Below are 19,919 nucleotides of genomic sequence, written 5' to 3'. Positions count from 1 at the left end.
GCCGGGTGGGCGCAAAAGGGCGCTAGTCTACCCGGCGGTGCTTAGGCCGAGAAAATCTTTATTGGCCTATGATTATTACAAAACAGCATTAGTGATCGGCGCTGGGCAGCGCCCTCGCTTCACTGGCGCTGCGGACTCAATAGCAGACGCGGTACCTGCTGCGGCGCGATCTTCTGGCTCAACTGCGGACGGAAACCCGGGTCGAGCTTCTTGATGCGTGCCGAGAGCAGCGCCGCGACCCAGGGATAGTCCTTGGTCTCGCGTACTTCGATGCGTACGGCGCAGCGAAAGGTCACGACATCCGCCGCCACGTTGTCGAGCAGGCGGCGCAGATTTTCATTGTCCTGGGTGTCGAGCATGGGCAAGGCCACACTGCTGGTGGCCGCGTCGGGGTTGATCAGCCGTGCTGAGGGCTTGCTCTCGACCAGCGGTTTCGCCTCGTTCTCCGGTGTTGCCACGATCGCTGCCCTGGCCTGGCGCTCGCTGGCCAGGCGTTGCTGGCGCAGTTGTTCCTGGCGCTCGGCATCGAGCTTGGCGCTGGCCTCGCGCGCCTGCTGTTCGGCTGCCGCCTGGCGGGCGGCGCGGGCACTGTCGATGGCCTGGTTGAGGTCGTGACTCAATGCTGGCGCCTGTGGCATCAGGCTGCGGGCCTGACCCAGGGCCTGCGCGGCGCGATCCAGATCGCCCTGCTGCAGTGCCTCCCGGCTCTGCTCCATGTAGGCCTCGGCGAGCTGGCGCTGGTATTGCTCCAGGCGTGTGTCGCGGCCGGCGCGCTGTTGCAACGCGTTGATCTGGTTGCGCGCGTCGTCGAGACGCTCTTCGGCCAGGCTCAGGTCGAGCTGACGGAAGGCAAGGACCAGATCATCGACCGGCGGCAAGCTGGGCTGTTGCGTGTTCTGGCAGCCGGCCAGCAGCAGAACCAGAAAAAGCGGAAGACCACGAAAAGCGAACGACTTCATGACAACGCGTCTCGAATTGTGCAAAAAACGCGCAATCATACAGCTTCGTACCGCTGATTTCACGCCGTTAGGGTTCCACTCTCCCATTCATGGGAGAGCGATAGGGAGAAATAGGGCGGAAATATCATCCGTTGCGCTTGGGCAAGGCGAAGCTGGCCAGGAACAGTGCGGCAGCGCTGACCACGATGGAGGGGCCGGCCGGAGTGTCCTGATACCAGGACAGCGCCAGGCCGCAGCACACCGCCAGCAACCCGAGCAGGCTGGCGCCCACGGCCATCTGCTCCGGCGTACGCGCGTGGCGCTGGGCCGCGGCGGCGGGGATGATCAGCAGGGAGGTGATCAGCAGCACGCCGACGATCTTCATCGCCACGGCAATGACCACGGCGATCAGCAGCATCAGCGCCAGGCGGATCGCCGCTACCGGCAGGCCTTCTACCCGTGCCAGTTCCTCGTGCACGGTGATCGCCAGCAACGGACGCCACAGCCACGCCAGCAGTGCCAGCACCAACGCGCTGCCGCCGATGATCCAGGCCAGATCGATGGGGCTGACGGCGAGCAGGTCACCGAACAGGTAGCTCATCAGATCGATGCGCACGTCATGCATGAAGCTCAGCGCCACCAGGCCCAGCGACAGGGTGCTGTGGGCGAGGATGCCCAGCAGGGTATCGGAGGCCAGCGGCTGGCGTTGCTGCAGGGTAACCAGCAGCACGGCGAGCAGCACGCAGCCGACGGTCACGGTGAGCGTCGGGCTGACGTCGAGAAGCAGACCGAGCGCCACGCCGAGCAGGGCGGCGTGGGACAGGGTGTCGCCAAAGTAGGCCATGCGTCGCCACACCACGAAGGAGCCGAGCGGGCCGGCCACCAGGGCCAGCGCCAGGCCGGCGAGCAGGGCGTTGAGAAGAAAGTCGGGCATCAGTGTTTGCAACCTGGGCCGTGAACGTGGGCCGGACCATGGATGGTCAGGCCGGGTTTGACCACGCCGCCATGCAGGTCGTGATCGTGGTCGTGATGGTGGTGGTAGATCGCCAGGCTGCGGGCGTCCTGACCGAACAGCTCGATGAAGGCCGGATCGCCGCTGACCTGCTCGGGGTGGCCGGAGCAGCATACATGGCGGTTGAGGCAGACCACCTGGTCGGTGGCGCTCATCACCAGATGCAGGTCGTGGGAGACCATCAGCACGCCGCAGCCATGGCGCTCGCGCAGGCGGGAGATGAGCCGGTACAACTCTGCCTGACCGGCCACGTCGACGCCCTGCACCGGTTCGTCGAGCACCAGCAGCTGCGGTTCGCGCAGCAGCGCACGGGCCAGCAGCACGCGTTGTAGCTCGCCCCCGGAAATGCTTTGCAGCGGGCTGTCGATCACCTGCTCGGCACCGACCTCGGCCAGTGCCGCCAGCGCGCGAGCGCGATCCACTCCCGGCACCAGGCGCAGAAAGCGCAGCACGGACAGTGGCAGGGTAGCGTCGACATGCAGTTTCTGCGGCATGTAGCCGATGCGCAGGCGCGGCGTGCGCTGCACGCTGCCGCGCTCAGGCTGCAGCAGGCCGAGTACCACGCGCACCAGGGTGGTTTTGCCGGCGCCGTTGGGGCCGATCAGGGTGACGATTTCGCCGGGCTGTACGCTGAGTTGCACATCGTCCAGCACCGGCTGGCCGTTAAAGCTGACAGCGACGCCGTCGAGGCGGATCAGCGCTTCGCTCATGCTGCGTCCTTGCAGCCCGCGCAGAGGCCGACGACTTCCACAGTCTGGCCTTCGACGACGAAACCGACGCCGGCCGCACCATCGATGATGGCCCGGCTGATGGCGGGCTGCTCCAGCTCGGTCGCAGCATGGCACGCCCGGCAGATCAGGAACTGGCCCTGATGCGGGTGCTCGGGGTGGCTGCAGCCGATGAAGGCATTGAGTGAGGCGATGCGGTGCACCAGGCCGTTTTCCAGCAGAAAATCCAGTGCCCGGTAGACGGTGGGCGGCGCTGCGCGGCGACCGTCTTCCTCGCTCAGTACACCGAGGATGTCGTAGGCGCCGAGCGGCTTGTGGCTGGCCCAGACCAGTTCCAGCACGCGTTTGCGCAGGGCGGTCAGGCGCAGGCCCTGGCGAGCGCAGATGGTTTCGGCTTCGGCCAGCGCATGGCTGACGCAGCGGGAATGGTCATGTGGGCGTGAAGCCAGAGGCGTGTCGGTCATGGGCAGGGACGGCGCTAGAGAGAGACGTTATTATATTACCCGCTCAATTCCTTTCGGGTATGCCCTGTGTTACGTCTTTTCTGTCTCTTACCCCTGCTTTTCGTCGCCTGCGCCCAGGCCGAGGTGCGTGTTCTGACCAGTATCAAACCGCTGCAACTGATCGCCGCGGCAGTGCAGGACGGCATCGGCGAACCCGAGGTGCTGCTGCCGCCCGGTGCCTCGCCGCACCACTATGCGTTGCGCCCATCCGATGTACGGAGAGTGCGTGATGCCGACCTGCTGTACTGGATCGGTCCGGACATGGAGGGTTTTCTACCGCGTGTACTGAGCAGCCGCGACAAGCCCCAGGTGGCGGTGCAGGATCTGCCCGGCATGACCCTGCGCCACTTCGGCGATAGCCACGACGAACACGATCATGACCAAGACGAGCATGATCATGGTCACGGACATGCCAGCGATGAGCTTGGTCATGACCATGATCACCGTCCGGGCAGCCTGGATGCCCACCTGTGGTTGGCCGCCGACAACGCCAAGGTGATCGCCGCCCGCATGGCCGCCGACCTGGCCAAGCTGGATGCCGCCAACGCCGCGCGTTACGCCGCCAATCTGCAAGCCTTCGAAGCGCGCCTGGATGCGCTCGATGGCCGCATTCGCCCGCAACTGGCCGCTTTGCAGGGCAAGCCGTATTTCGTCTTCCACGAAGCATTCGACTATTTCGAGGCTGCCTACGGCCTCAAGCACGCCGGCGTGTTCAGCGTGCTGACCGAAGTACAGCCCGGTGCGCGCCATGTCGCTGCCATGCGCAAGACGCTGCAACAGACCGGCCCGAGCTGCGTATTCAGCGAGCCGCCGCTGCGCCCGCGCCTGGCCGAAACCCTCAGTGCCGGCTTGCCGGTGAAACTGGCGGAACTCGATGCCCTCGGCGGCGCCCTGCCAGTCAGTGCCAACGGCTATGAACAACTGCTGGAAAACCTGGCAGGCGGCCTGACCGAGTGCCTGAATAGCCTGTAAGACCTTTGGCGTCGTGAACGTTTTTCACGTAGCCTGGATGCAATCCGGGAGCGATGGCAACGGCCCCGGATTGCATCCAGGCTGCAACTGATCGAACGTCTTGCCTCGTGTGAGGGGCTTCAGCCGCGACGAGTCGAGCTACGAACTGTAACCACCGCCTCGTTGCCGCCCGCAGGCGCAAACCACTAGGCTTGCGCTTTTGCCGCGAGCGCCCGCCATGTCGCCCACCGCCTCTCGCCCGTCCAACGCCACGCTGGTGCTGCTGGCCTCGCTCTATTGCGCCCAGGGCCTGCCCTCGGGGCTGATCGCCCACTCGTTGCCGGTGTTGCTGCGCCAGCATGGTGTCGATCTGGCGCTGATCGGCCTGCTCAAACTGCTGGCGCTACCCTGGCTGTTGAAAGTGTTGTGGGCGCCCTGGATCGACCGTCTGGCCTCGCCCCGCCTCGGCCATCACCGTGGCTGGATCCTGCCGCTGCAGAGCGGGGTGATTGGCTGTGTCGCCGTGCTGGCGCTGCTGGCACCGCAGACCCTGTTCGGTACCAGCCTATGGTGGCTGCTCGGCCTGTTGCTGCTGATCAACCTGTTGGCCTCGACGCAGGACGTGGCCACCGATGGCCTCACCGTGCGCCTGCTGCCCGAGCGCTGGCGCGGTCTGGGCAACAGCCTGCAGGTGGGCGGTTACAAGGTCGGCATGATCGTCAGTGGCAGCGGCCTGCTGCTGGTAATCGACCCGCTGGGCTGGAACCTGGCGCTTGGCCTGCTCGCTGGCCTGATCCTTTTGATGACCGTGCCGATCTGGCTGTTCCCCGAGCGCCGCGTGCTGCCCTTCCAGCCCGCCTTGGCGGAGCGTGCCTTCGGCCCGCGCCTGCTACTGGATCACTACCGTGGCCTGTTGGCGCAACCCGGCATGCTGCTGTGGCTGGCGGTGGTCCTGACCTTCAAGCTGGGCGACTCGTTGGGCTCACCGATGATCAAACCGATGCTGGTGGATCAGGGTTGGAGTACCGCAGCGCTAGGCCAACTGACCCTGATCAGCAGCCTGGCCGGCATCGGCGGCGCCTTGCTCGGTGGCCTGCTCTACGCACGTATCGGCGTGCTGCGTGCCTTGATCCTGTTCGGCGCCCTGCAGGCAATCGGCATCGCGGCCCTTGCCTTGCTGGTGGAGCAGGGCGCCAACACCGGCCTGGTCTATGCCGTGACCCTGTTCGAACAGGTGGCCGATGGCATGTCCACTGTCGCCCTGTTCGCCGCCATGATGCGCATGTGCCGCCCGGAACATGAAGGCGCTGACTTCACCCTGCAGGCCTCGGCGCAGTTGCTGCTGTCCGGTTTCGTTGGGGCCAGCAGCGGGGTGCTGGCCAAGGCGTTGGGGTATGAGGGGTTGTTCGTTGGGGCGGGAGTGTTGGGGATGCTGGTTTTGATGTTGTTGATTCCGCATGGCCGCAAGATGGTTCAACAAGCGTAGCACTAGTCTGCATGCATTCGGTCAGGGCCCCGCTTGAGCTCTGATATGACGAGATTCGCATAGTCGTGACCTGAGTTTGGGCCGCATGCCTTGCGTGAGATATGTTCGTATAGCGCTTTGAGATACGTCCTGACGGGCCTGCCTAGGCTAAACGGACAACTGATTCAACAAGGATGTTTCATGAATAACCGATTGATCCTCTCTCTTCTCCTGCTCGCCACCCTGGAAATTCGGCTGGCTCGCTACTGTCGCGGCACACCACTGACCGCGCTGCGCAAACTGTAGTGGTCTACTAACCCCAGACACCCATTTAGGGCGAGAATGCTCGCCATACAGAGGTGTTCGATGAGCAGACAACGACGTACCTTCACCCCGACTTTCAAGCGAGAGGCTGCCAGCCTGGTGCTCGACCAAGGCTACAGCTGTCCCGAGGCCGCCAGATCTCTCGATGTAGGTGAGAGCTTATTGCGCCGCTGGGTTACCCAGTTGCAGCTGGAGCGCGGGGGCGTTACGCCCACTGCCAAGGCGCTCACACCGGAGCAGCAGACCATTCAGGAGCTTCAGGCCCGTATCAACCGGCTGGAGCTTGAGAAGAAAATATTAAAGGAGGCCACTGCGCTCTTGATGGCCGAGGAACACGGGCGCAGACGTTGAAGTCGATTCGGCAGTTGGTAAAGCACTACCCTGTTCAACTGTTGTGTTCAGTCTTCGAGCTACCCCGGTCTTGTTATTACGCCCACTTGGCCCGGCGGCGTCATATCGATGTCCGCCGAGTGAACCTACGCAGTCGTGTCAACGAGCTGTTCAACCAAAGTCGTGGCTCAGCGGGCAGTCGCAGTCTGGTTGCCATGCTGCGGGATGAAGGCGTTAACGTCGGGCGTTTCAGAGTCAGAAGATTGATGAAGGAACAAGGACTGATCAGCAAACAGCCCGGTTCTCATGCGTACAAGAAGGCCACGGTCGAGCGCCCCGACATTCCCAATGTGCTTGATCGCAAGTTCACCGTGGCTGCGCCAAACAAGGTCTGGTGTGGCGACATCACGTATATCTGGGCAGAGGGTCGATGGAGCTATCTGGCGGCGGTCTTGGACTTGTACAGCCGCAGAGTGGTGGGTTGGGCGATGTCCGCCAAGCCTGATGCGGAACTGGTCGTCAAAGCGCTCGACAGGGCTTACGAGATGCGTGGCAGACCACAAGGCGTGCTGTTTCACAGCGACCAGGGCAGCCAATATGGCAGCCGGGGTTTCCGCCAACGGCTCTGGCGCTATCGGATGATTCAGAGCATGAGCCGAAGGGGAAATTGTTACGACAATTCGCCCATGGAGCGGCTGTTTCGTAGCCTGAAAACGGAGTGGGTGCCGACAGTGGGTTACATGACGACAGCGTTGGCCGAGCAGGACATCGGCCGCTACCTCATGCAGCGGTACAACTGGATAAGGCCGCATCAGCACAACGGCTTCGTACCGCCGGCGGTTGCGGAAGAAAAACTCAATTCTGTGTCCGGGAATTGTTGACCACTACAGTGCCATTCGCAGGGCGCGAAGGCAGTCTGATCGGAGCGCGCTATCAAGCCCGTGATCCTGGCAACCCAGACTGGCAGCCCCCGGAAACCTACCGGATGGTTGCCGATGTTTCAGCTACCGAACACCTGCCTTCGTTATCGCTGAACCTTGACTCCCAACAAGCCGAGGGCATCCCGCGTTTCGAGCAGGCCGAAGCCGAGTTCAAGGAAATACTCAAGAGCTTCCGCCCACTTCCGGGTATTGCCGCCCAGATAAAGGCAGCCTCGAGGCCATGATGCCCTCCCTTGGTCCGTGCCTTTGAAATCGCGTCTGCGCGCTTTGGGCCTACATGCTGTTCTGGCTGGACATCTCGAGGTAGCGATGACGCCCGGTATACGGCTGATATCGGCAAGAAAGACCGCCTGGAGCTACTCGGAGCTTGACCAGCTTGGCGCCGTCCTTATTGCAGACAGCCGCTGCAGCGGCGGACGGCAGGCAGAGCACATCAGGGCGGCAGCTTTCATGCTGTGTAACTCTTTGACAGGGGACAGCAGGTGCTCAGAGGTCTTCGTCAGTCACCAAGCGTACTTCGCCGGCGTCCATGGCGTAGGCCGCATCGGCCAGTTCGTTGCTGATGCTTTCCACCTTGAGCGTGCCGCTGACCCACAGCGGTGAGTAGATGTCCTCGAGCGGGATGCCCTTTGGATAGCGCACAAGCACCAGCTGGTTGGGCGGCGGTGGCGGCACATGGATGCAGGCGCCGGGGTAGGGGACTAGGAAGAACAGGGTGCTGTTGCCTTTCGCGTCGCTTTCCAGTGGTACCGGATAGCCGCCCAGGCGGATGGCCTTGCCGTTCAGTGCGGGCACGGTCCTGGTCGAGTACATCACTGCGGGCAGGTCACGATCCTGCTGGCGCAGGCCGCCTTCGCTGTAGAAGGTGCTGTCACCCTCGGGGCTGTCGTGGCTGATGTCGGGCATATCCTCGAGAGCCTGGCGGTCCTCGGGGGGCATCAGGTCGAGCCAGTCGGTTTCTGGTAATTCGGCCTGGGCCAGGCCGCACAACAACAGCAGGGTAAGCAACAGATGGCGCATGGGGGCAGCAGCTCGTTCGAGGAGTGCGAACGGCGAGTGCAACACCGGCGACCGTCGCTTGCGCTCGGGTCGCCGGCAAGGCCGTTCCGATAGAGGAAGGATCAGTTCTTCTTGATCAGCCCATAGATTATCAGCAGAACGATGGCGCCGATCACCGCGCCAATGAAACCGGCTGCTTCGCCGGCATCGTAGATGCCCAGCGCCTGACCGCCGTAGGTGGCTGCAAGCGAGCCGCCGATGCCGAGCAGGATGGTCATGATCCAGCCCATGCTGTCATCACCCGGTTTGAGAAAGCGCGCGATGAGGCCGACGATCAGGCCGATCAAAATGGTTCCGATAATGCTCATTGGCGTATCTCCTTGATAAGTGCCGCAGGGGCGGCGGGCCATGTATGGGACAGGCCCGGGCGCTGTCAGTTCGCTTCGTCTGGCGGCGCGACGCCGTGGCGTCGGTAAATCCGGCCGATCTCTCCGCGGATGCGCATCTGCTCGAGTTCGTTGCCCAGGCGGTCATAGAGGGCGCGTCGGTCGCTGTTATAGCGCTTGAGCGAAGCGCCGAAGTGATTGCCCAGTGCCTGCTGGTGTACGTAATCGCTGAAACTGTAGCCCTGGAAGCCCAGGGCGGCGAATTGAGCTTGCAGCGGTATCAGGTCGATGACGGCAATGCTGTCGAGACGCCCGGCGCGGAACATGGCGGCCAGCTGGGCGTCGTCGCTGGCATATACGCGTTGCAGCCGGGGGTCGCTGTCGAATGGCTCGAAATAGATCGTGCCACGTTTGACACCGACGGACAGACCATAAAGATCGCCATATTGCTGCAAGGCCTGCTCTTGGCCGGGATGGACGACGAAGCGGACGTTCAGTTGCTGGTTGCCGATACTGGGCAGGAAATGGATGTAGTCGAGGCGTTGCTCGGTGAGCAGCACGCGCGGTACCAGATCGACTCGTCCGGCGCGAAGGTCTTCCAGGCTGCGCAGGAAGGGGGCTTGACGCCACTGCAGACGCACCCCAGCACGTTGTGCGGCGGTTTTCAGCACGCTCACCAGCGGGCCGCTGGGACGTCCGTCAACTGCGCCCATTTCCGGGGGGCGCTCGCGAAAATCGACGCGCAGCACGTCGTCTGCGCTGGCGTAGGTCAGGACAAAAAGCAGGGGCAGTAAGGTAAAGAGGTGTTTCATGGGGGCTCTTGGACGACGGCCGTCGTCCAAGAGTTTAGCTGCGAATCAGCGAGTCAGCCTTTGGCGATCAGAGCCTGGACGGCGGTGATGCCGGCCTCGAGGCCGGTACGATCAGCGCAGCGCAGGGTGGCGTGACCGACCTTGCGCCCGGTCTTGAAGGCCTTGCCGTAGTGATGCAGATGGCAGTCGGCGATGGCGATCACCTCGTCCACCGGCGGTACTTCGCCGATGAAGTTGAGCATCGCGCTCTCGCCCAGCTTGGCAGTGGAGCCCAGCGGCAGGCCGGCGACGGCGCGCAGGTGGTTCTCGAACTGGCTGCACTCGGCGCCTTCGATGGTCCAGTGGCCGGAGTTGTGCACGCGCGGGGCGATCTCGTTGGCCTTGAGGCCGCCATCCACCTCGAAGAACTCGAAGGCCAGCACACCGACGTAATTGAGCCTGTCCAGCACGCGACCGACGTAGTCTTCGGCCAGCGCCTGCAGCGGGTGATCGGTGCTGGCCACGGACAGCGCCAGGATGCCGCTGTCGTGGGTGTTGTGCACCAGCGGGTAGAAACGGGTTTCACCATCGCGGGCACGCACGGCGATCAGCGATACCTCGCCGCTGAACGGCACGAAGCCTTCGAGAATGCACGGCACGCTGCCCAGCTCGGCGAAGGCGCCGGCCACATCTTCCGCCTTGCGCAGGACCTTCTGGCCCTTGCCGTCGTAGCCCAGGGTGCGGGTCTTCATCACCGCCGGCAGGCCGATGCTGGCCACAGCAGCTTCGAGGTCGGCCTGCGACTGGATGTCGGCGAACTCGGGAGTGGGAATGCCCAGCTCGCGGAACATGGATTTCTCGAACCAGCGGTCACGGGCGATGCGCAGCGCCTCGGCACTCGGGTAGACCGGGACGAACTGGGAGAGGAAGGCCACGGTTTCGGCTGGCACGCTCTCGAACTCGAAGGTCACCAGATCGACCTCGTCGGCCAGCTGGCGCAGGTGATCCTGATCGCCGTAATCGGCGCGGATATGCTCGCCGAGCGCCTGGGCGCAGGCGTCCGGAGCAGGGTCGAGGAAGGCGAACTGCATGCCCAGCGGAGTACCCGCCAGCGCCATCATGCGGCCCAGCTGGCCGCCACCGATCACACCGATCTTCATTGCATCAGGCCTCGCGCGGGTCGGGGTTGTTCAGCACGGTTTCGGTCTGTTCCTCACGGAACTGCTTGAGCGCCGCGTGGAACTGCGGGTGCTGGTGACCGAGGATGCTGGCCGCCAGCAGCGCCGCATTGACTGCGCCGGCCTTGCCGATGGCCAGGGTGGCTACCGGAACGCCGGCCGGCATCTGCACGATCGACAGCAGCGAGTCGACGCCCGAGAGCATGGACGACTGCACCGGTACACCGAGCACCGGCAGGTGGGTCTTGGCCGCGCACATGCCCGGCAGGTGCGCGGCGCCACCGGCACCGGCGATGATCACCTGGATGCCGCGGGCCTCGGCCTCATCGGCGTACTGGAACAGCAGATCCGGGGTGCGGTGGGCAGAGACCACCTTGACCTCGTGGGGAATGCCCAGCTTGTCCAGCATCTCGGCGGTGTGGCTAAGGGTGGACCAATCGGACTTGGAGCCCATGATCACGCCAACCAGTGCGCTCATCGTCGTGCCTCTTCTCTCGTGCGCCTCGCGGCGCGTCAAAAACCAACAAGCCACGCGGGCGGGCCAGCGTGGCTTGTCATGATTCGTTGGCCGGGTGCTGCCGGCCGAAGGCCGCGCAGTATAACGCAAAGCCGTGGCTGGCGGGCAGTGGCCACGACCGTTTGTCATGCCGGCCATGACCATATGGCAAAACCGCCCGAATCTCGCTCTGAAGCAATGCCGGTGCAGGCTGTGCGCACTGCAAGAGCGGCTGGGAAACCCTCTGCGATACTCAGTAGGACACCGGCTGTTCAATCAACGGCGGTAGTGCTCAAGTTCGGAGCCGCCAGGTTGTCAGGGAGGGGCGATTTGCCTACAGAGCGGACGCGGAAGGGCGCACAGATTGCCGCCAGGTGGCTGGCTATACTGAGCGCCTTTCATCTGTACAAGGACGTGCTCAATGAAACCCTGTCTTGCGTTATTCGCGCTTCCCCTGTTCTCCCTGCAGGCGTCGGCCATCGAGCTGGCCAGGCATCCTCAGGTGTTCGATGCCGGTCAGGGCGTTAGCCTGGCGCTGGCGCCCTCTGCCGATGGCAGGCAGGCGCTGGTGCAGGTACGCGGCATCAACCATCCGCTCGATGAAGTGGTATTTCTTACCGACATTCGCGAGCTGGGTAACGAGCAGCGCGACTACGCCATCCGTCTCGACGGCCGCGACTACAACCTGTTGAACAAGCGCCGCGCCTGGAGCGGTGAAAGCTTTCTGCTCAACCTGCCGAATACTCAGGGCTTCGAACTCAGCTATAGCGAGGACAAGACCGAGGCGCTCAAGCTGACGGACCTCCTGGCGCTCTATGAAAAGCAGGAGAAGGACGGTGTTCAGGCGCGCCTGGCGGCCTTCGACCGCAAGCAGCGCCTGGCCGACTACATCGCCCGCCTGCAGGAAATGGATGGCGAAGCCTCCAAGGCCTGCGGCACGTCGCTTACGACCAGGGTCGACTGGAGCGCAATCAGCGACGAGCAACTGATCGCCCTCAGCGTGCCGAGTTTCTGTGGCGAGGTGGTCAACCAGATGGCTTACCTGTGCGGCAAAGATGATCGCTACAAGGCCGAAGCCAAGACCTTCAAGGGCGTCGACTGCCGCTTCGGCGAGACGCTGAAACTGCACGAGAAGGACGGTCAGCTGCAGTTCACCACCCACCCGGATGAGGCCAATCAGGGCGACTTCATCAACGCCGTCCTGCGTAACCGCTGACAGCGATCCCCGTCTTCGGGCGGGTATCAGCCTTCGTTGTCGAGCAGTTCGAATGACCTCAGTCGATCGATCCCACTACCCAGGCTGCCGATTTCGAACACCAGTTTCTTGATGGGGCTTGTCAGATGGTCGTCGTTGTCGATGAGCACCTCTAGCTGTCGTTCGTCCACGGCCTTTTGCAGCTCCGGATCGCATTAGATTCATCCTTGAAACGGTAGCGGACTCCAGCACGCGCAACCCGCGTTCGGCCGTACGCGAGTACGTGAGTACATCGCAGTAGTGACTAACTGCAAGGCATGCTTTTTGCGTTCTTTTGTCCATCTGCATCGACGGAACGCATCATGCTCCACGCCTCTCTGACGACTCTGCATGTGGTTTCCCTGATTCTGCAACTCTTCGCCGATCAGCCCGAGCTGCGCCCGCAGTTGTTGGCCGGGAGCGGGATTGGTGCGGCCGATCTGGACAATGCCGATGCGCGCATCACCCGGGTGCAGGAACTGCGGGTATGCGCCAATGCGCTAGCCTTGCGTGCCGACCTGGGGCTGGAGTTGGGGGGGCAGCCTGCATGTTTCCTCCTATGGACTGGTCGGTTACGCCGCCCTGTCGGCTGCCACCTTTGGTGACGCCTGGCGCTTGCTGCTGCAGTACCCGGCTCTGCTTGGCACTTATTTTCGCCTCGATATGCAGGTAGAAGGTGAGCTGGCCTGGATCAGCGCCAGCGGTTACCGCCACGCCGCCGCGCTCGAAGTGTTCAACGTCGAGATGTGCCTGGCTTCGCTGAAGCTGATCGGCGATGAACTGCTGCGCCAGCCGTTGCCGTTGGCAGGTGCCGAGTTCACTCATGCCCGGCCGCGCTACGTGAAACGCTATGTGCATAGGTTCCCCTGTCCATTGCGTTTTTCCGCACAACGCAATGCCTTCGCTTTTCCCGCTGCCCTGCTGGAGCGCCGCCTGCCACTGGCTGACAGCGTTACCCATGGCGATATGGTGGAGCGCTGTCGTCGCCTGAATGCCGAGTTCAGCAGCCGCCAGGCCTGGCTGGAGCGAGTGCGTCAGTTGCTCGCCGCGCAACTGGCCGAGCCGCCCGGGTTGGAGAATCTGGCGCAGCAGATGCATTGCTCGCCGCGCACGCTGCGTCGCCACCTGCAGGAGCTGGGCACGAGCTACCAGAGCCTGCTCGACGAATTGCGTTTCGAGCGTGCCAAGGCACTGCTCAATGAGGAGCAATGGCCGGTGTACCGCATCGCTGAGGTACTTGGCTTCAGCGAGACCGCCAGCTTTCGTCACGCCTTTCAGCGCTGGAGCGGCGTGCCGCCGAGTCGTTTCCGCGCCTGACTGCTGCCTCCTCAGTGAGCCGTCTCTATCGACTCAGGTGAAAGTCCGTCACGGTTTGGCTTTCAAGCGTGACTATGTGCCGAATAGTGGGTGGGGTCAGCGGTCGTGGAATTTGGCCATTTCGATCCCCTTTTGGCCATTGTCAGCGTTTTCCCGCAATGTGCGGTGAGCGAACAATGCAGGCACAACAAGGAATCTGGAGCGCCATGCATGCTCACCTACTACAGCGACGACCATCACCTGCACCATGGCAAATGCGAGCTGATCGACGGGCAACTGATGCCCTGTTTCGAGAAGCCGCAGCGTGCCGATCACATCCTCGCCCGCGTGAAGAATCGCCAGCTCGGCGAGATTCGTGCGCCCAAGGACTTCGGTCTGGGGCCCATCGAGCGCATCCACAGTAAGGCCTACCTGGAGTTCTTTCAGGGTGCCTGGGCGCGCTGGCAGGAGCAGGGCGGCAAGGGCGACCTGCTGCCGTTCACCTGGCCTGCGCGCACCCTGCGGCGGATGATCCCCAATGACCTGCACGGCCAGCTCGGCTACTACAGCTTCGATGGCGGTGCACCGATCACTGCCGGTACCTGGCAGGCCGCTTACAGCGCCGCACAGGTGGCGCTCAGCGCCCAGCAGGAGATCGCCAACGGCGCCCACAGCGCCTTCGCCCTGTGCCGTCCGCCAGGCCACCATGCTGCCGGCGATGTGATGGGCGGTTACTGCTATCTGAACAACGCCGCCATCGCCGCCCAGGCCTTCCTCGATCAGGGCCGCAAGAAGGTGGCCATCCTCGATGTCGACTACCACCACGGCAACGGCACTCAGGACATCTTCTACCAGCGCAGCGACGTGCTGTTCGCTTCCATCCACGGCGACCCGGCCGAGGAATTTCCGTTCTTCCTCGGTTACGCCGACGAACTGGGCGAGGGCGCCGGCGAGGGCTACAACTTCAATTACCCGTTGCCGATGGGCAGCTCCTGGGAAACCTGGAGCGCGGCGCTGGAGCAGGCCTGCCAGCGCATCGCCGAGTACGGCGCCGAGGTGCTGGTGGTGTCGCTGGGCGTGGACACCTACATGGAAGACCCGATTTCGCAGTTCAAGCTCGACAGCCCGGACTACCTGGCCATGGGCCGGCGTATTGCCGCGCTGGGCCTGCCGACGCTGTTCATCATGGAAGGCGGCTACGCGGTGGAGGCCATCGGGGTCAACGCGGTCAACGTACTGGAAGGGTTCGAGGGCGCCTGAACGGCGCCTCGTCAGCAATCAGAAATCTGCCAAACAAGAGCAACATTTCAGGGGTGCTAGAACGATGAAAGCCATCAAACAGATGCTTGGCGCCGCCCTGTGCGGCGCTACCCTGCTCAGCGGCGCGGTGCAGGCCAAGGAGCTGCGTGTATACAACTGGGCGGACTACATCCTGCCGTCCGTGCCCAAGGAGTTTCAGAAGGAGTCCGGCATCCAGATCACCTGGGACACCTTCGAGACCAACGAGGCGCTGGAGGCCAAGCTGCTCACCGGCAACTCCGGCTATGACCTGGTGATCCCTTCCAACCAGTTCCTCGAAACCCAGATCAAGGCCGGCGTGTTTGCCCCTCTGGACAAGTCAAAAATACCAAACTGGAAGAACCTCGATCCCGTGCTGCTTGGCCTGCTGGAGAAGAACGACCCGGGCAACCAGTACGGCGTGCCCTACATGTACGGCACCGTACTGATCGGCTACAACCCGGACAAGGCCAAGGCGGCACTCGGCGACGATGCTCCGGTCAACAGCTGGGATCTGGTGTTCAAGCCCGAGTACATGGAAAAACTGAAGTCCTGCGGCGTGGCCATGCTCGACTCGCCTACCGAGATCATCCCCATCGCCCTGCACTACCTGGGCCTTGATCCCAACAGCACCAACCCGGCCGACTACGACGAGGTCACCGAGCTGCTGCTCAAGGTGCGTCCGTACGTGACCTACTTCCACTCTGCCAAGTACATGACCGACATCGCCAACGGTGACATCTGCGTGGCCGTCGGTTATTCGGGCAGCTTCTACCAGTTCGCCAACCGCGCCAAGGAAGCCGGCAACGGGGTGACGATCAACTGGCGTCTGCCCAAGGAAGGCGCGCCGATCTGGTTCGACACCTGGGCCATCCCCAAGAGCGCGCAGAACGTCGACGAAGCCCACGCTTTCATCAACCATCTGCTCGAACCCAAGGTCATCGCGCCGATCAGCGACTTCCTCGGCTACCCCAACCCCAACGTGCCGGGCATGCAGCTGGTGGGCAAGGAAATCGCCGGCGACCAGGACCTGACGCCGACCCCGGAATTGCAGCAGTCGCTGTACGTGGTGCAGCCGCTGCCGCAGAAGATCGAGCGCATACGTACGCGGGCGTGGACGTCGATCAAGTCGGGCAAGTAAGGCTCAGCCGCTTGGCTCGACCATAAAATCTCGCGGCTGAAGCCGCTCCTGCGGGGTATGTGATTCTCTGTAGGAGCGGCTTCAGCCGCGAATGCGCTAACCCGTAGCCTATGCCGCGTGCACCGCGTGAATGCCGGCGCGCATAGCGCACCCTACCCGGTTCACTCAGCCGCCCACCGCCCCTGTTTCCAGTTTGCGCCACAGCAGGCGCACGGCCGCCTTGCGCGACATGCTCCAGCGATACAGGCGGATCTCCAGCGGGATGTACCAGTGCTCCTTGCCGCATATCATCAGTTCGCCACGTGCCAGCTCGGCTGCCATCGACAGCCGCGGCACCCAGGCCACGCCGAGGCCTTGCAGGGCCATGGCCTTGAGGCTGTCGGCCATGGCGGTTTCATGCACGGTAGTCGAGCGCAGCGCGCGCTGGCGTAGCAGCAGGTTCACCGAGCGACCGAGAAAGGTGCCGGCGCTGTAAGCCAGTAGCGGCACGCTCTGCCCCGAGTCGAGGTCGAACAGCGGCGCACCGGTTTCATCCGCCGCGCATACCGGCAGCATCTCGCTGTATCCCAGATGCAGGGACGGGAACATGTCCGGTGCCAGCTGCACTGCGGCGTCCTGGTCGTGATAGGCGAGGATCAGGTCGCAGGTACCCTCGCGCAATGAATGCACCGCCTCGCCGACGTTTGTGGCGACCAGTCGCGTGCTCAGGGGCAGGCCGTCCCGGCGCAGGCGCGCGATCCATTCCGGAAAGAAACTGAACACCAGCGAGTGCGCTGCCGCGATCTGCAGGGCTTCACCCTGCTGACCTTCGAGGTGGTGCAGGTGGCGCACCACCTCGCCCAGTTGCTCGACCATGCTGCGCGCAGTGAGCAGGAACAGCTGGCCGGACTCGGTCAGCTCCACCGGCGTGCGCGAGCGGTTGACCAGCGTCAGCCCCAGCGCCGACTCGAGGCTACGGATACGTCGACTGAACGCTGGCTGGGTAACGAAGCGTTTCTGCGCCGCCTGGGAGAAGCTGCGGGTAGCGGCGAGGGTGACGAAGTCTTCCAGCCATTTGGTTTCCAGGTTCACGAGTGCGTCCTTCGCTCAATATCGGCTCATGCACACGTTTGGTGCATCATTGCGGTCACATCTGCATTATGCCGATTGTGCATAGGACAGCAAGTAACAGCATTGGCCTGCAGATAAGCGAAGCCCTTAATCTATAGGTATCGCGGCGCTCGCCGTATTCCCCAAGAGTCATCTCGATCATGTCCCCTGCTGCATCTGTTCGCGTCGAAAAAGACCTGCTCGGCACCCTCGAAGTCCCCGCCGATGCCTATTACGGCATCCAGACCCTGCGCGCCGTGCAGAACTTCCGCCTGTCCGGCGTGCCGCTGTCGCACTACCCGAAGCTGGTGATCGGCCTTGCGATGGTCAAGCAGGCCTCGGCTGACGCCAACCGCGAGCTGGGTCATCTGTCTGCCGCCAAACACACGGCGATCAGCACCGCCTGCGCGCGCATCATCCAGGGCGAGTTTCACGATCAGTTCGTGGTCGATATGATCCAGGGCGGCGCCGGCACCTCGACCAATATGAACGCGAATGAAGTCATCGCGAATATTGCGCTTGAGGCCATGGGTCACGAGAAGGGCGAGTACCAGTACCTGCACCCGAACAACGATGTGAACATGGCGCAGTCGACCAACGACGCCTACCCGACCGCCATTCGCCTCGGCCTGCTGCTCGGCCACGACAGCCTGCTCAACGCGCTGGAGAAGCTGATTCAGTCCTTCGCCGCCAAGGGCCTGGAGTTCGGCCACGTGCTGAAGATGGGCCGCACCCAGCTGCAGGACGCCGTGCCGATGACCCTCGGCCAGGAATTTCACGCCTTCGCCACCACCCTCGGCGAAGACCTGCAACACCTGAAGATGCTTGCCCCGGCGCTGCTCACCGAGGTCAACCTCGGCGGTACAGCCATCGGTACCGGCATCAACGCCGACCCCAAATACCAGGCCCTGGCGGTCAAGCGCCTGGGCGTCATCAGCGGCCATCCGGTCAAGCCGGCTGCCGACCTGATCGAAGCCACCAGTGACATGGGCGCCTTCGTGCTGTTCTCCGGCATGCTCAAGCGCACCGCGGTCAAGCTGTCGAAGATCTGCAACGACCTGCGCCTGCTTTCCAGCGGCCCGCGCACCGGCATCAACGAGATCAACCTGCCGCCGCGTCAGCCGGGCAGCTCGATCATGCCGGGCAAGGTCAATCCGGTGATTCCGGAAGCGGTCAACCAGGTGGCCTTCGAAGTGATCGGCAACGATCTGGCACTGACCCTGGCTGCCGAGGGTGGCCAGCTGCAGTTGAACGTGATGGAGCCGCTGATCGCCTACAAGATCTTCGACTCGATCCGTCTGCTGACCCGTGCCATGGACATGCTGCGCGAGCTGTGCATCGACGGCATCACCGCCAACGAGGCGCGCTGCCGCGAGCTGATGGAAAGCTCCATCGGCCTGATCACCGCGCTCAACCCCTACATCGGCTACGAGAATGCCACGCGCATCGCCAAGGTCGCGCTGGAAAGCGGACGCGGCGTGCTGGAGCTGGTGCGCGAGGAGCAGTTGCTGGACGAGGTCACCCTGGCCGACATCCTGCGCCCTGAAAACATGATCGCCCCACGCCTCGTCCCCCTGCAGCAGTAACGGAGAACGACCATGCAGCCGTCATCGACCCCGACCGTCAAGTTCCTGTTCCGTACCCTGCATCCGCCGCGCCGCTTCTGGCCGGGCCTGGCTGGTTTCTACAGCGGCGCGAGCCAGGCGCCAGCGCGCAAACGCAGCTGAACCCCTTTCATAGGAGGCCTTCACCAGCCTCAACCTTCAGGGATGGCCTCGGCCATCCCTTTTTTATTTCGGGTCTGGACTCGGCGTGGTTGCGGTCAGCGCTGCGTGAGTCGGGGAGACGGACACCTGCTGGCTCGGTCCGGGGCTTTCCGGGGGATCATTTGCTGTCTGCTCGACGAGCCGCCTTCACTCCATCTCGAACAGCCCGTCACGCAACTGCGCACCGCCAAGGCGCTGGCGGATGTCGTCGTCGATGCGTGCGTCGTCCGGCGCGTAGAGCATCAGCTGGCGATAGGCGTTGACCCGGTTGATCTCGTTGCCCAGGTACTGCCAGACCACGCGGGTGCAGGCCGGCGTGCGCCGGTCGCCGCTGGAGACGCCGGTCTTGATGCCGTTGAGGCGGATGATGCGGCTCTTGAAGCTGGGGATGAGGATGGTCTGGCTCATCTCGTTGCCGGTGAGCGACTCGTAGTCCACCAGAAACAGGCGATCCTGCAGGAAGAAAGCCGTGCCCAGATAGCGACAACGCACCCAGTCCTCACTGCCGCCACGCGTGGGTTCCTGGCGCTCCTGGCGTTCCTGGCGCTCGAACAGGTAGTTGCCGCGCTCTTCGCGCAGGTGCACCAGTGACAGCAACACATGCCCCGGTACCGACATGCAGTTGGAGTACTCGAAGTAGTAGCCGCAATAGCGCTCCATCGGGCTGGCCTGACGGCGCAACGGGGCGAACAGCTCCAGCAACGGGTCGCTGCCGCCGTGCGGTTGCGCGGCGCCGCTGCGTGCACCGATCAGGCGGGTGAACTGCTCGGCCGGCATGGCCAGCTCGAAGGGCTCGACGCCGAAGAAATCGCAGATGCGCTTGAGGTTGTGCGTGGTCGGCCGACTCTGCCCGGCCAGGTAGCGGTTGAACTGCGCACGGTTGATCGACAGCTTGCGACACACCTCGGCAATCGAGCGGTAGTGGCTGCAGAGCAGTTTCAGGTTGCTGCCGAGGGAATCGGACATATGACCGCTCCGGATGATGCGAATGACGCGATTCTAGCATCAACTCGCATCAGCTTGCCGCGACCTGCGAAATTGCCCGGCGAGGCCTCTATCACGAACCATTCCGC

Annotated in this window: 21 protein-coding genes and 1 pseudogene; 10 read left to right on the top strand and 12 right to left on the bottom strand. The window is 63.4% G+C overall.

The window, feature by feature from the left end; all coding sequences use genetic code 11:
- Positions 1 to 119: 119 nt before the first annotated feature.
- The 4 genes from OEG79_RS20635 to zur all read right to left on the bottom strand — a co-directional run bounded on the left by OEG79_RS20635 (position 120) and on the right by zur (position 3,142).
- Complete coding sequence (locus OEG79_RS20635; RefSeq protein ID WP_264146798.1) at positions 120 to 959, bottom strand: PA5502 family lipoprotein; 840 nt, start codon at positions 957 to 959, stop codon at positions 120 to 122.
- Positions 960 to 1,083: 124 nt separating this feature from the next.
- A complete protein-coding gene (znuB, locus tag OEG79_RS20630) occupies positions 1,084 to 1,872 on the bottom strand; it encodes a zinc ABC transporter permease subunit ZnuB (protein WP_264146797.1) in 789 nt (262 codons plus the stop codon).
- Positions 1,872 to 2,660, bottom strand: coding sequence for a zinc ABC transporter ATP-binding protein ZnuC (gene znuC / locus OEG79_RS20625; RefSeq protein WP_264146796.1), 789 nt, complete (start codon positions 2,658 to 2,660; stop codon positions 1,872 to 1,874). The genes znuB and znuC overlap by 1 nt, the downstream gene beginning before the upstream one ends.
- Positions 2,657 to 3,142 carry a zinc uptake transcriptional repressor Zur gene (zur, locus tag OEG79_RS20620; protein WP_143501344.1) on the bottom strand — a complete coding sequence of 162 codons (486 nt, stop codon included), beginning with the start codon at positions 3,140 to 3,142 and terminating at the stop codon, positions 2,657 to 2,659. The genes znuC and zur overlap by 4 nt, the downstream gene beginning before the upstream one ends.
- Positions 3,143 to 3,208: 66 nt before the next feature.
- Here zur and znuA point away from each other — a divergent pair, with 66 nt between their 5' ends.
- The 4 genes from znuA to OEG79_RS20600 all read left to right on the top strand — a co-directional run bounded on the left by znuA (position 3,209) and on the right by OEG79_RS20600 (position 7,416).
- Positions 3,209 to 4,153, top strand: coding sequence for a zinc ABC transporter substrate-binding protein ZnuA (znuA, locus tag OEG79_RS20615; RefSeq protein ID WP_264146795.1), 945 nt, complete (start codon positions 3,209 to 3,211; stop codon positions 4,151 to 4,153).
- Positions 4,154 to 4,370: 217 nt separating this feature from the next.
- Positions 4,371 to 5,618 carry an MFS transporter gene (locus tag OEG79_RS20610; RefSeq protein ID WP_264146794.1) on the top strand — a complete coding sequence of 416 codons (1,248 nt, stop codon included), beginning with the start codon at positions 4,371 to 4,373 and terminating at the stop codon, positions 5,616 to 5,618.
- A 345-nt stretch (positions 5,619 to 5,963) separates the two neighbouring features.
- Positions 5,964 to 7,132 (top strand): IS3 family transposase gene (locus OEG79_RS20605; RefSeq protein ID WP_264145293.1). Its coding sequence is split into 2 segments (ribosomal slippage): positions 5,964 to 6,225 and positions 6,225 to 7,132, totalling 1,170 coding nucleotides; the frame shifts between segments, so codons are not numbered across the junction.
- A 104-nt stretch (positions 7,133 to 7,236) separates the two neighbouring features.
- A complete protein-coding gene (locus OEG79_RS20600; protein WP_264146793.1) occupies positions 7,237 to 7,416 on the top strand; it encodes a hypothetical protein in 180 nt (59 codons plus the stop codon).
- 262 nt (positions 7,417 to 7,678) lie between these two features.
- Here the strand turns inward: OEG79_RS20600 and OEG79_RS20595 are convergent, their stop codons facing one another.
- The 5 genes from OEG79_RS20595 to purE form a co-directional block, all read right to left on the bottom strand.
- Entirely contained in the window at positions 7,679 to 8,212 is a 534-nt protein-coding gene (locus OEG79_RS20595) for a DUF3299 domain-containing protein (RefSeq protein ID WP_264146792.1), read from the bottom strand.
- A 101-nt stretch (positions 8,213 to 8,313) separates the two neighbouring features.
- Entirely contained in the window at positions 8,314 to 8,559 is a 246-nt protein-coding gene (locus tag OEG79_RS20590) for a GlsB/YeaQ/YmgE family stress response membrane protein (protein ID WP_264146791.1), read from the bottom strand.
- Positions 8,560 to 8,624: 65 nt separating this feature from the next.
- Entirely contained in the window at positions 8,625 to 9,389 is a 765-nt protein-coding gene (locus OEG79_RS20585; RefSeq protein WP_264146790.1) for a substrate-binding periplasmic protein, read from the bottom strand.
- Positions 9,390 to 9,442: 53 nt separating this feature from the next.
- A complete protein-coding gene (locus OEG79_RS20580; protein WP_264146789.1) occupies positions 9,443 to 10,528 on the bottom strand; it encodes a 5-(carboxyamino)imidazole ribonucleotide synthase in 1,086 nt (361 codons plus the stop codon).
- A 4-nt stretch (positions 10,529 to 10,532) separates the two neighbouring features.
- Entirely contained in the window at positions 10,533 to 11,024 is a 492-nt protein-coding gene (purE, locus tag OEG79_RS20575) for a 5-(carboxyamino)imidazole ribonucleotide mutase (protein ID WP_264146788.1), read from the bottom strand.
- Between the two features lie 439 nt (positions 11,025 to 11,463).
- Between purE and OEG79_RS20570 the strand changes: the two genes are divergently transcribed.
- A complete protein-coding gene (locus OEG79_RS20570) occupies positions 11,464 to 12,258 on the top strand; it encodes a hypothetical protein (RefSeq protein ID WP_264146787.1) in 795 nt (264 codons plus the stop codon).
- A gap of 26 nt (positions 12,259 to 12,284) precedes the next feature.
- Here the strand turns inward: OEG79_RS20570 and OEG79_RS20565 are convergent, their stop codons facing one another.
- Positions 12,285 to 12,407 (bottom strand): hypothetical protein, encoded by a 123-nt coding sequence (locus tag OEG79_RS20565; protein ID WP_264146786.1) that lies wholly within the window; start codon positions 12,405 to 12,407, stop codon positions 12,285 to 12,287.
- A 192-nt stretch (positions 12,408 to 12,599) separates the two neighbouring features.
- Between OEG79_RS20565 and OEG79_RS20560 the strand changes: the two are divergent.
- The 3 genes and pseudogenes from OEG79_RS20560 (at position 12,600) to OEG79_RS20550 (ending at position 15,991) form a co-directional block, all read left to right on the top strand.
- Positions 12,600 to 13,593, top strand: a pseudogene (locus tag OEG79_RS20560) (AraC family transcriptional regulator).
- A 210-nt stretch (positions 13,594 to 13,803) separates the two neighbouring features.
- Complete coding sequence (locus OEG79_RS20555; RefSeq protein WP_264146785.1) at positions 13,804 to 14,832, top strand: histone deacetylase family protein; 1,029 nt, start codon at positions 13,804 to 13,806, stop codon at positions 14,830 to 14,832.
- Positions 14,833 to 14,896: 64 nt separating this feature from the next.
- Positions 14,897 to 15,991, top strand: a complete 1,095-nt coding sequence (locus tag OEG79_RS20550) for a polyamine ABC transporter substrate-binding protein (RefSeq protein WP_264146784.1) — start codon at positions 14,897 to 14,899, stop codon at positions 15,989 to 15,991.
- Between the two features lie 165 nt (positions 15,992 to 16,156).
- Here the strand turns inward: OEG79_RS20550 and OEG79_RS20545 are convergent, their stop codons facing one another.
- The gene (locus OEG79_RS20545) at positions 16,157 to 17,062 is read right to left on the bottom strand and encodes a LysR substrate-binding domain-containing protein (RefSeq protein WP_264146783.1); all 906 of its coding nucleotides are present in this window, start codon (positions 17,060 to 17,062) and stop codon (positions 16,157 to 16,159) included.
- A gap of 179 nt (positions 17,063 to 17,241) precedes the next feature.
- Here OEG79_RS20545 and OEG79_RS20540 point away from each other — a divergent pair, with 179 nt between their 5' ends.
- A complete protein-coding gene (locus tag OEG79_RS20540; RefSeq protein WP_264146782.1) occupies positions 17,242 to 18,666 on the top strand; it encodes an aspartate ammonia-lyase in 1,425 nt (474 codons plus the stop codon).
- Between the two features lie 12 nt (positions 18,667 to 18,678).
- Positions 18,679 to 18,807: a hypothetical protein gene (locus OEG79_RS20535; RefSeq protein ID WP_264146781.1), complete on the top strand. Its 129-nt coding sequence runs from the start codon at positions 18,679 to 18,681 to the stop codon at positions 18,805 to 18,807.
- A 186-nt stretch (positions 18,808 to 18,993) separates the two neighbouring features.
- Here the strand turns inward: OEG79_RS20535 and OEG79_RS20530 are convergent, their stop codons facing one another.
- Positions 18,994 to 19,812: a helix-turn-helix domain-containing protein gene (locus OEG79_RS20530; protein WP_264146780.1), complete on the bottom strand. Its 819-nt coding sequence runs from the start codon at positions 19,810 to 19,812 to the stop codon at positions 18,994 to 18,996.
- Positions 19,813 to 19,919: the final 107 nt, after the last annotated feature.

Origin of the sequence: Pseudomonas sp. Z8(2022), from assembly GCF_025837155.1 — a bacterium.
Taxonomy (GTDB): Bacteria; Pseudomonadota; Gammaproteobacteria; order Pseudomonadales; family Pseudomonadaceae; genus Aquipseudomonas.
Note: the sequence above shows the minus strand (reverse complement) of the source record. Positions and strands in the feature narration are given on the sequence as shown.

Bases quoted from the DNA above. Each gene is read 5' to 3' on its own strand.
- OEG79_RS20635 (WP_264146798.1), bottom strand. From the start codon at position 959: ATGAAGTCGTTCGCTTTTCGTGGTCTTCCGCTTTTTCTGGTTCTGCTG.
- OEG79_RS20610 (WP_264146794.1), top strand. From the start codon at position 4,371: ATGTCGCCCACCGCCTCTCGCCCGTCCAACGCCACGCTGGTGCTGCTG.
- OEG79_RS20555 (WP_264146785.1), top strand. From the start codon at position 13,804: ATGCTCACCTACTACAGCGACGACCATCACCTGCACCATGGCAAATGC.
- zur (WP_143501344.1), bottom strand. From the start codon at position 3,142: ATGACCGACACGCCTCTGGCTTCACGCCCACATGACCATTCCCGCTGC.
- purE (WP_264146788.1), bottom strand. From the start codon at position 11,024: ATGAGCGCACTGGTTGGCGTGATCATGGGCTCCAAGTCCGATTGGTCC.
- znuB (WP_264146797.1), bottom strand. From the start codon at position 1,872: ATGCCCGACTTTCTTCTCAACGCCCTGCTCGCCGGCCTGGCGCTGGCC.
- OEG79_RS20550 (WP_264146784.1), top strand. From the start codon at position 14,897: ATGAAAGCCATCAAACAGATGCTTGGCGCCGCCCTGTGCGGCGCTACC.
- OEG79_RS20570 (WP_264146787.1), top strand. From the start codon at position 11,464: ATGAAACCCTGTCTTGCGTTATTCGCGCTTCCCCTGTTCTCCCTGCAG.
- OEG79_RS20535 (WP_264146781.1), top strand. From the start codon at position 18,679: ATGCAGCCGTCATCGACCCCGACCGTCAAGTTCCTGTTCCGTACCCTG.
- znuC (WP_264146796.1), bottom strand. From the start codon at position 2,660: ATGAGCGAAGCGCTGATCCGCCTCGACGGCGTCGCTGTCAGCTTTAAC.
- OEG79_RS20595 (WP_264146792.1), bottom strand. From the start codon at position 8,212: ATGCGCCATCTGTTGCTTACCCTGCTGTTGTTGTGCGGCCTGGCCCAG.
- OEG79_RS20600 (WP_264146793.1), top strand. From the start codon at position 7,237: ATGGTTGCCGATGTTTCAGCTACCGAACACCTGCCTTCGTTATCGCTG.
- OEG79_RS20585 (WP_264146790.1), bottom strand. From the start codon at position 9,389: ATGAAACACCTCTTTACCTTACTGCCCCTGCTTTTTGTCCTGACCTAC.
- OEG79_RS20590 (WP_264146791.1), bottom strand. From the start codon at position 8,559: ATGAGCATTATCGGAACCATTTTGATCGGCCTGATCGTCGGCCTCATC.
- OEG79_RS20580 (WP_264146789.1), bottom strand. From the start codon at position 10,528: ATGAAGATCGGTGTGATCGGTGGCGGCCAGCTGGGCCGCATGATGGCG.
- OEG79_RS20530 (WP_264146780.1), bottom strand. From the start codon at position 19,812: ATGTCCGATTCCCTCGGCAGCAACCTGAAACTGCTCTGCAGCCACTAC.
- OEG79_RS20540 (WP_264146782.1), top strand. From the start codon at position 17,242: ATGTCCCCTGCTGCATCTGTTCGCGTCGAAAAAGACCTGCTCGGCACC.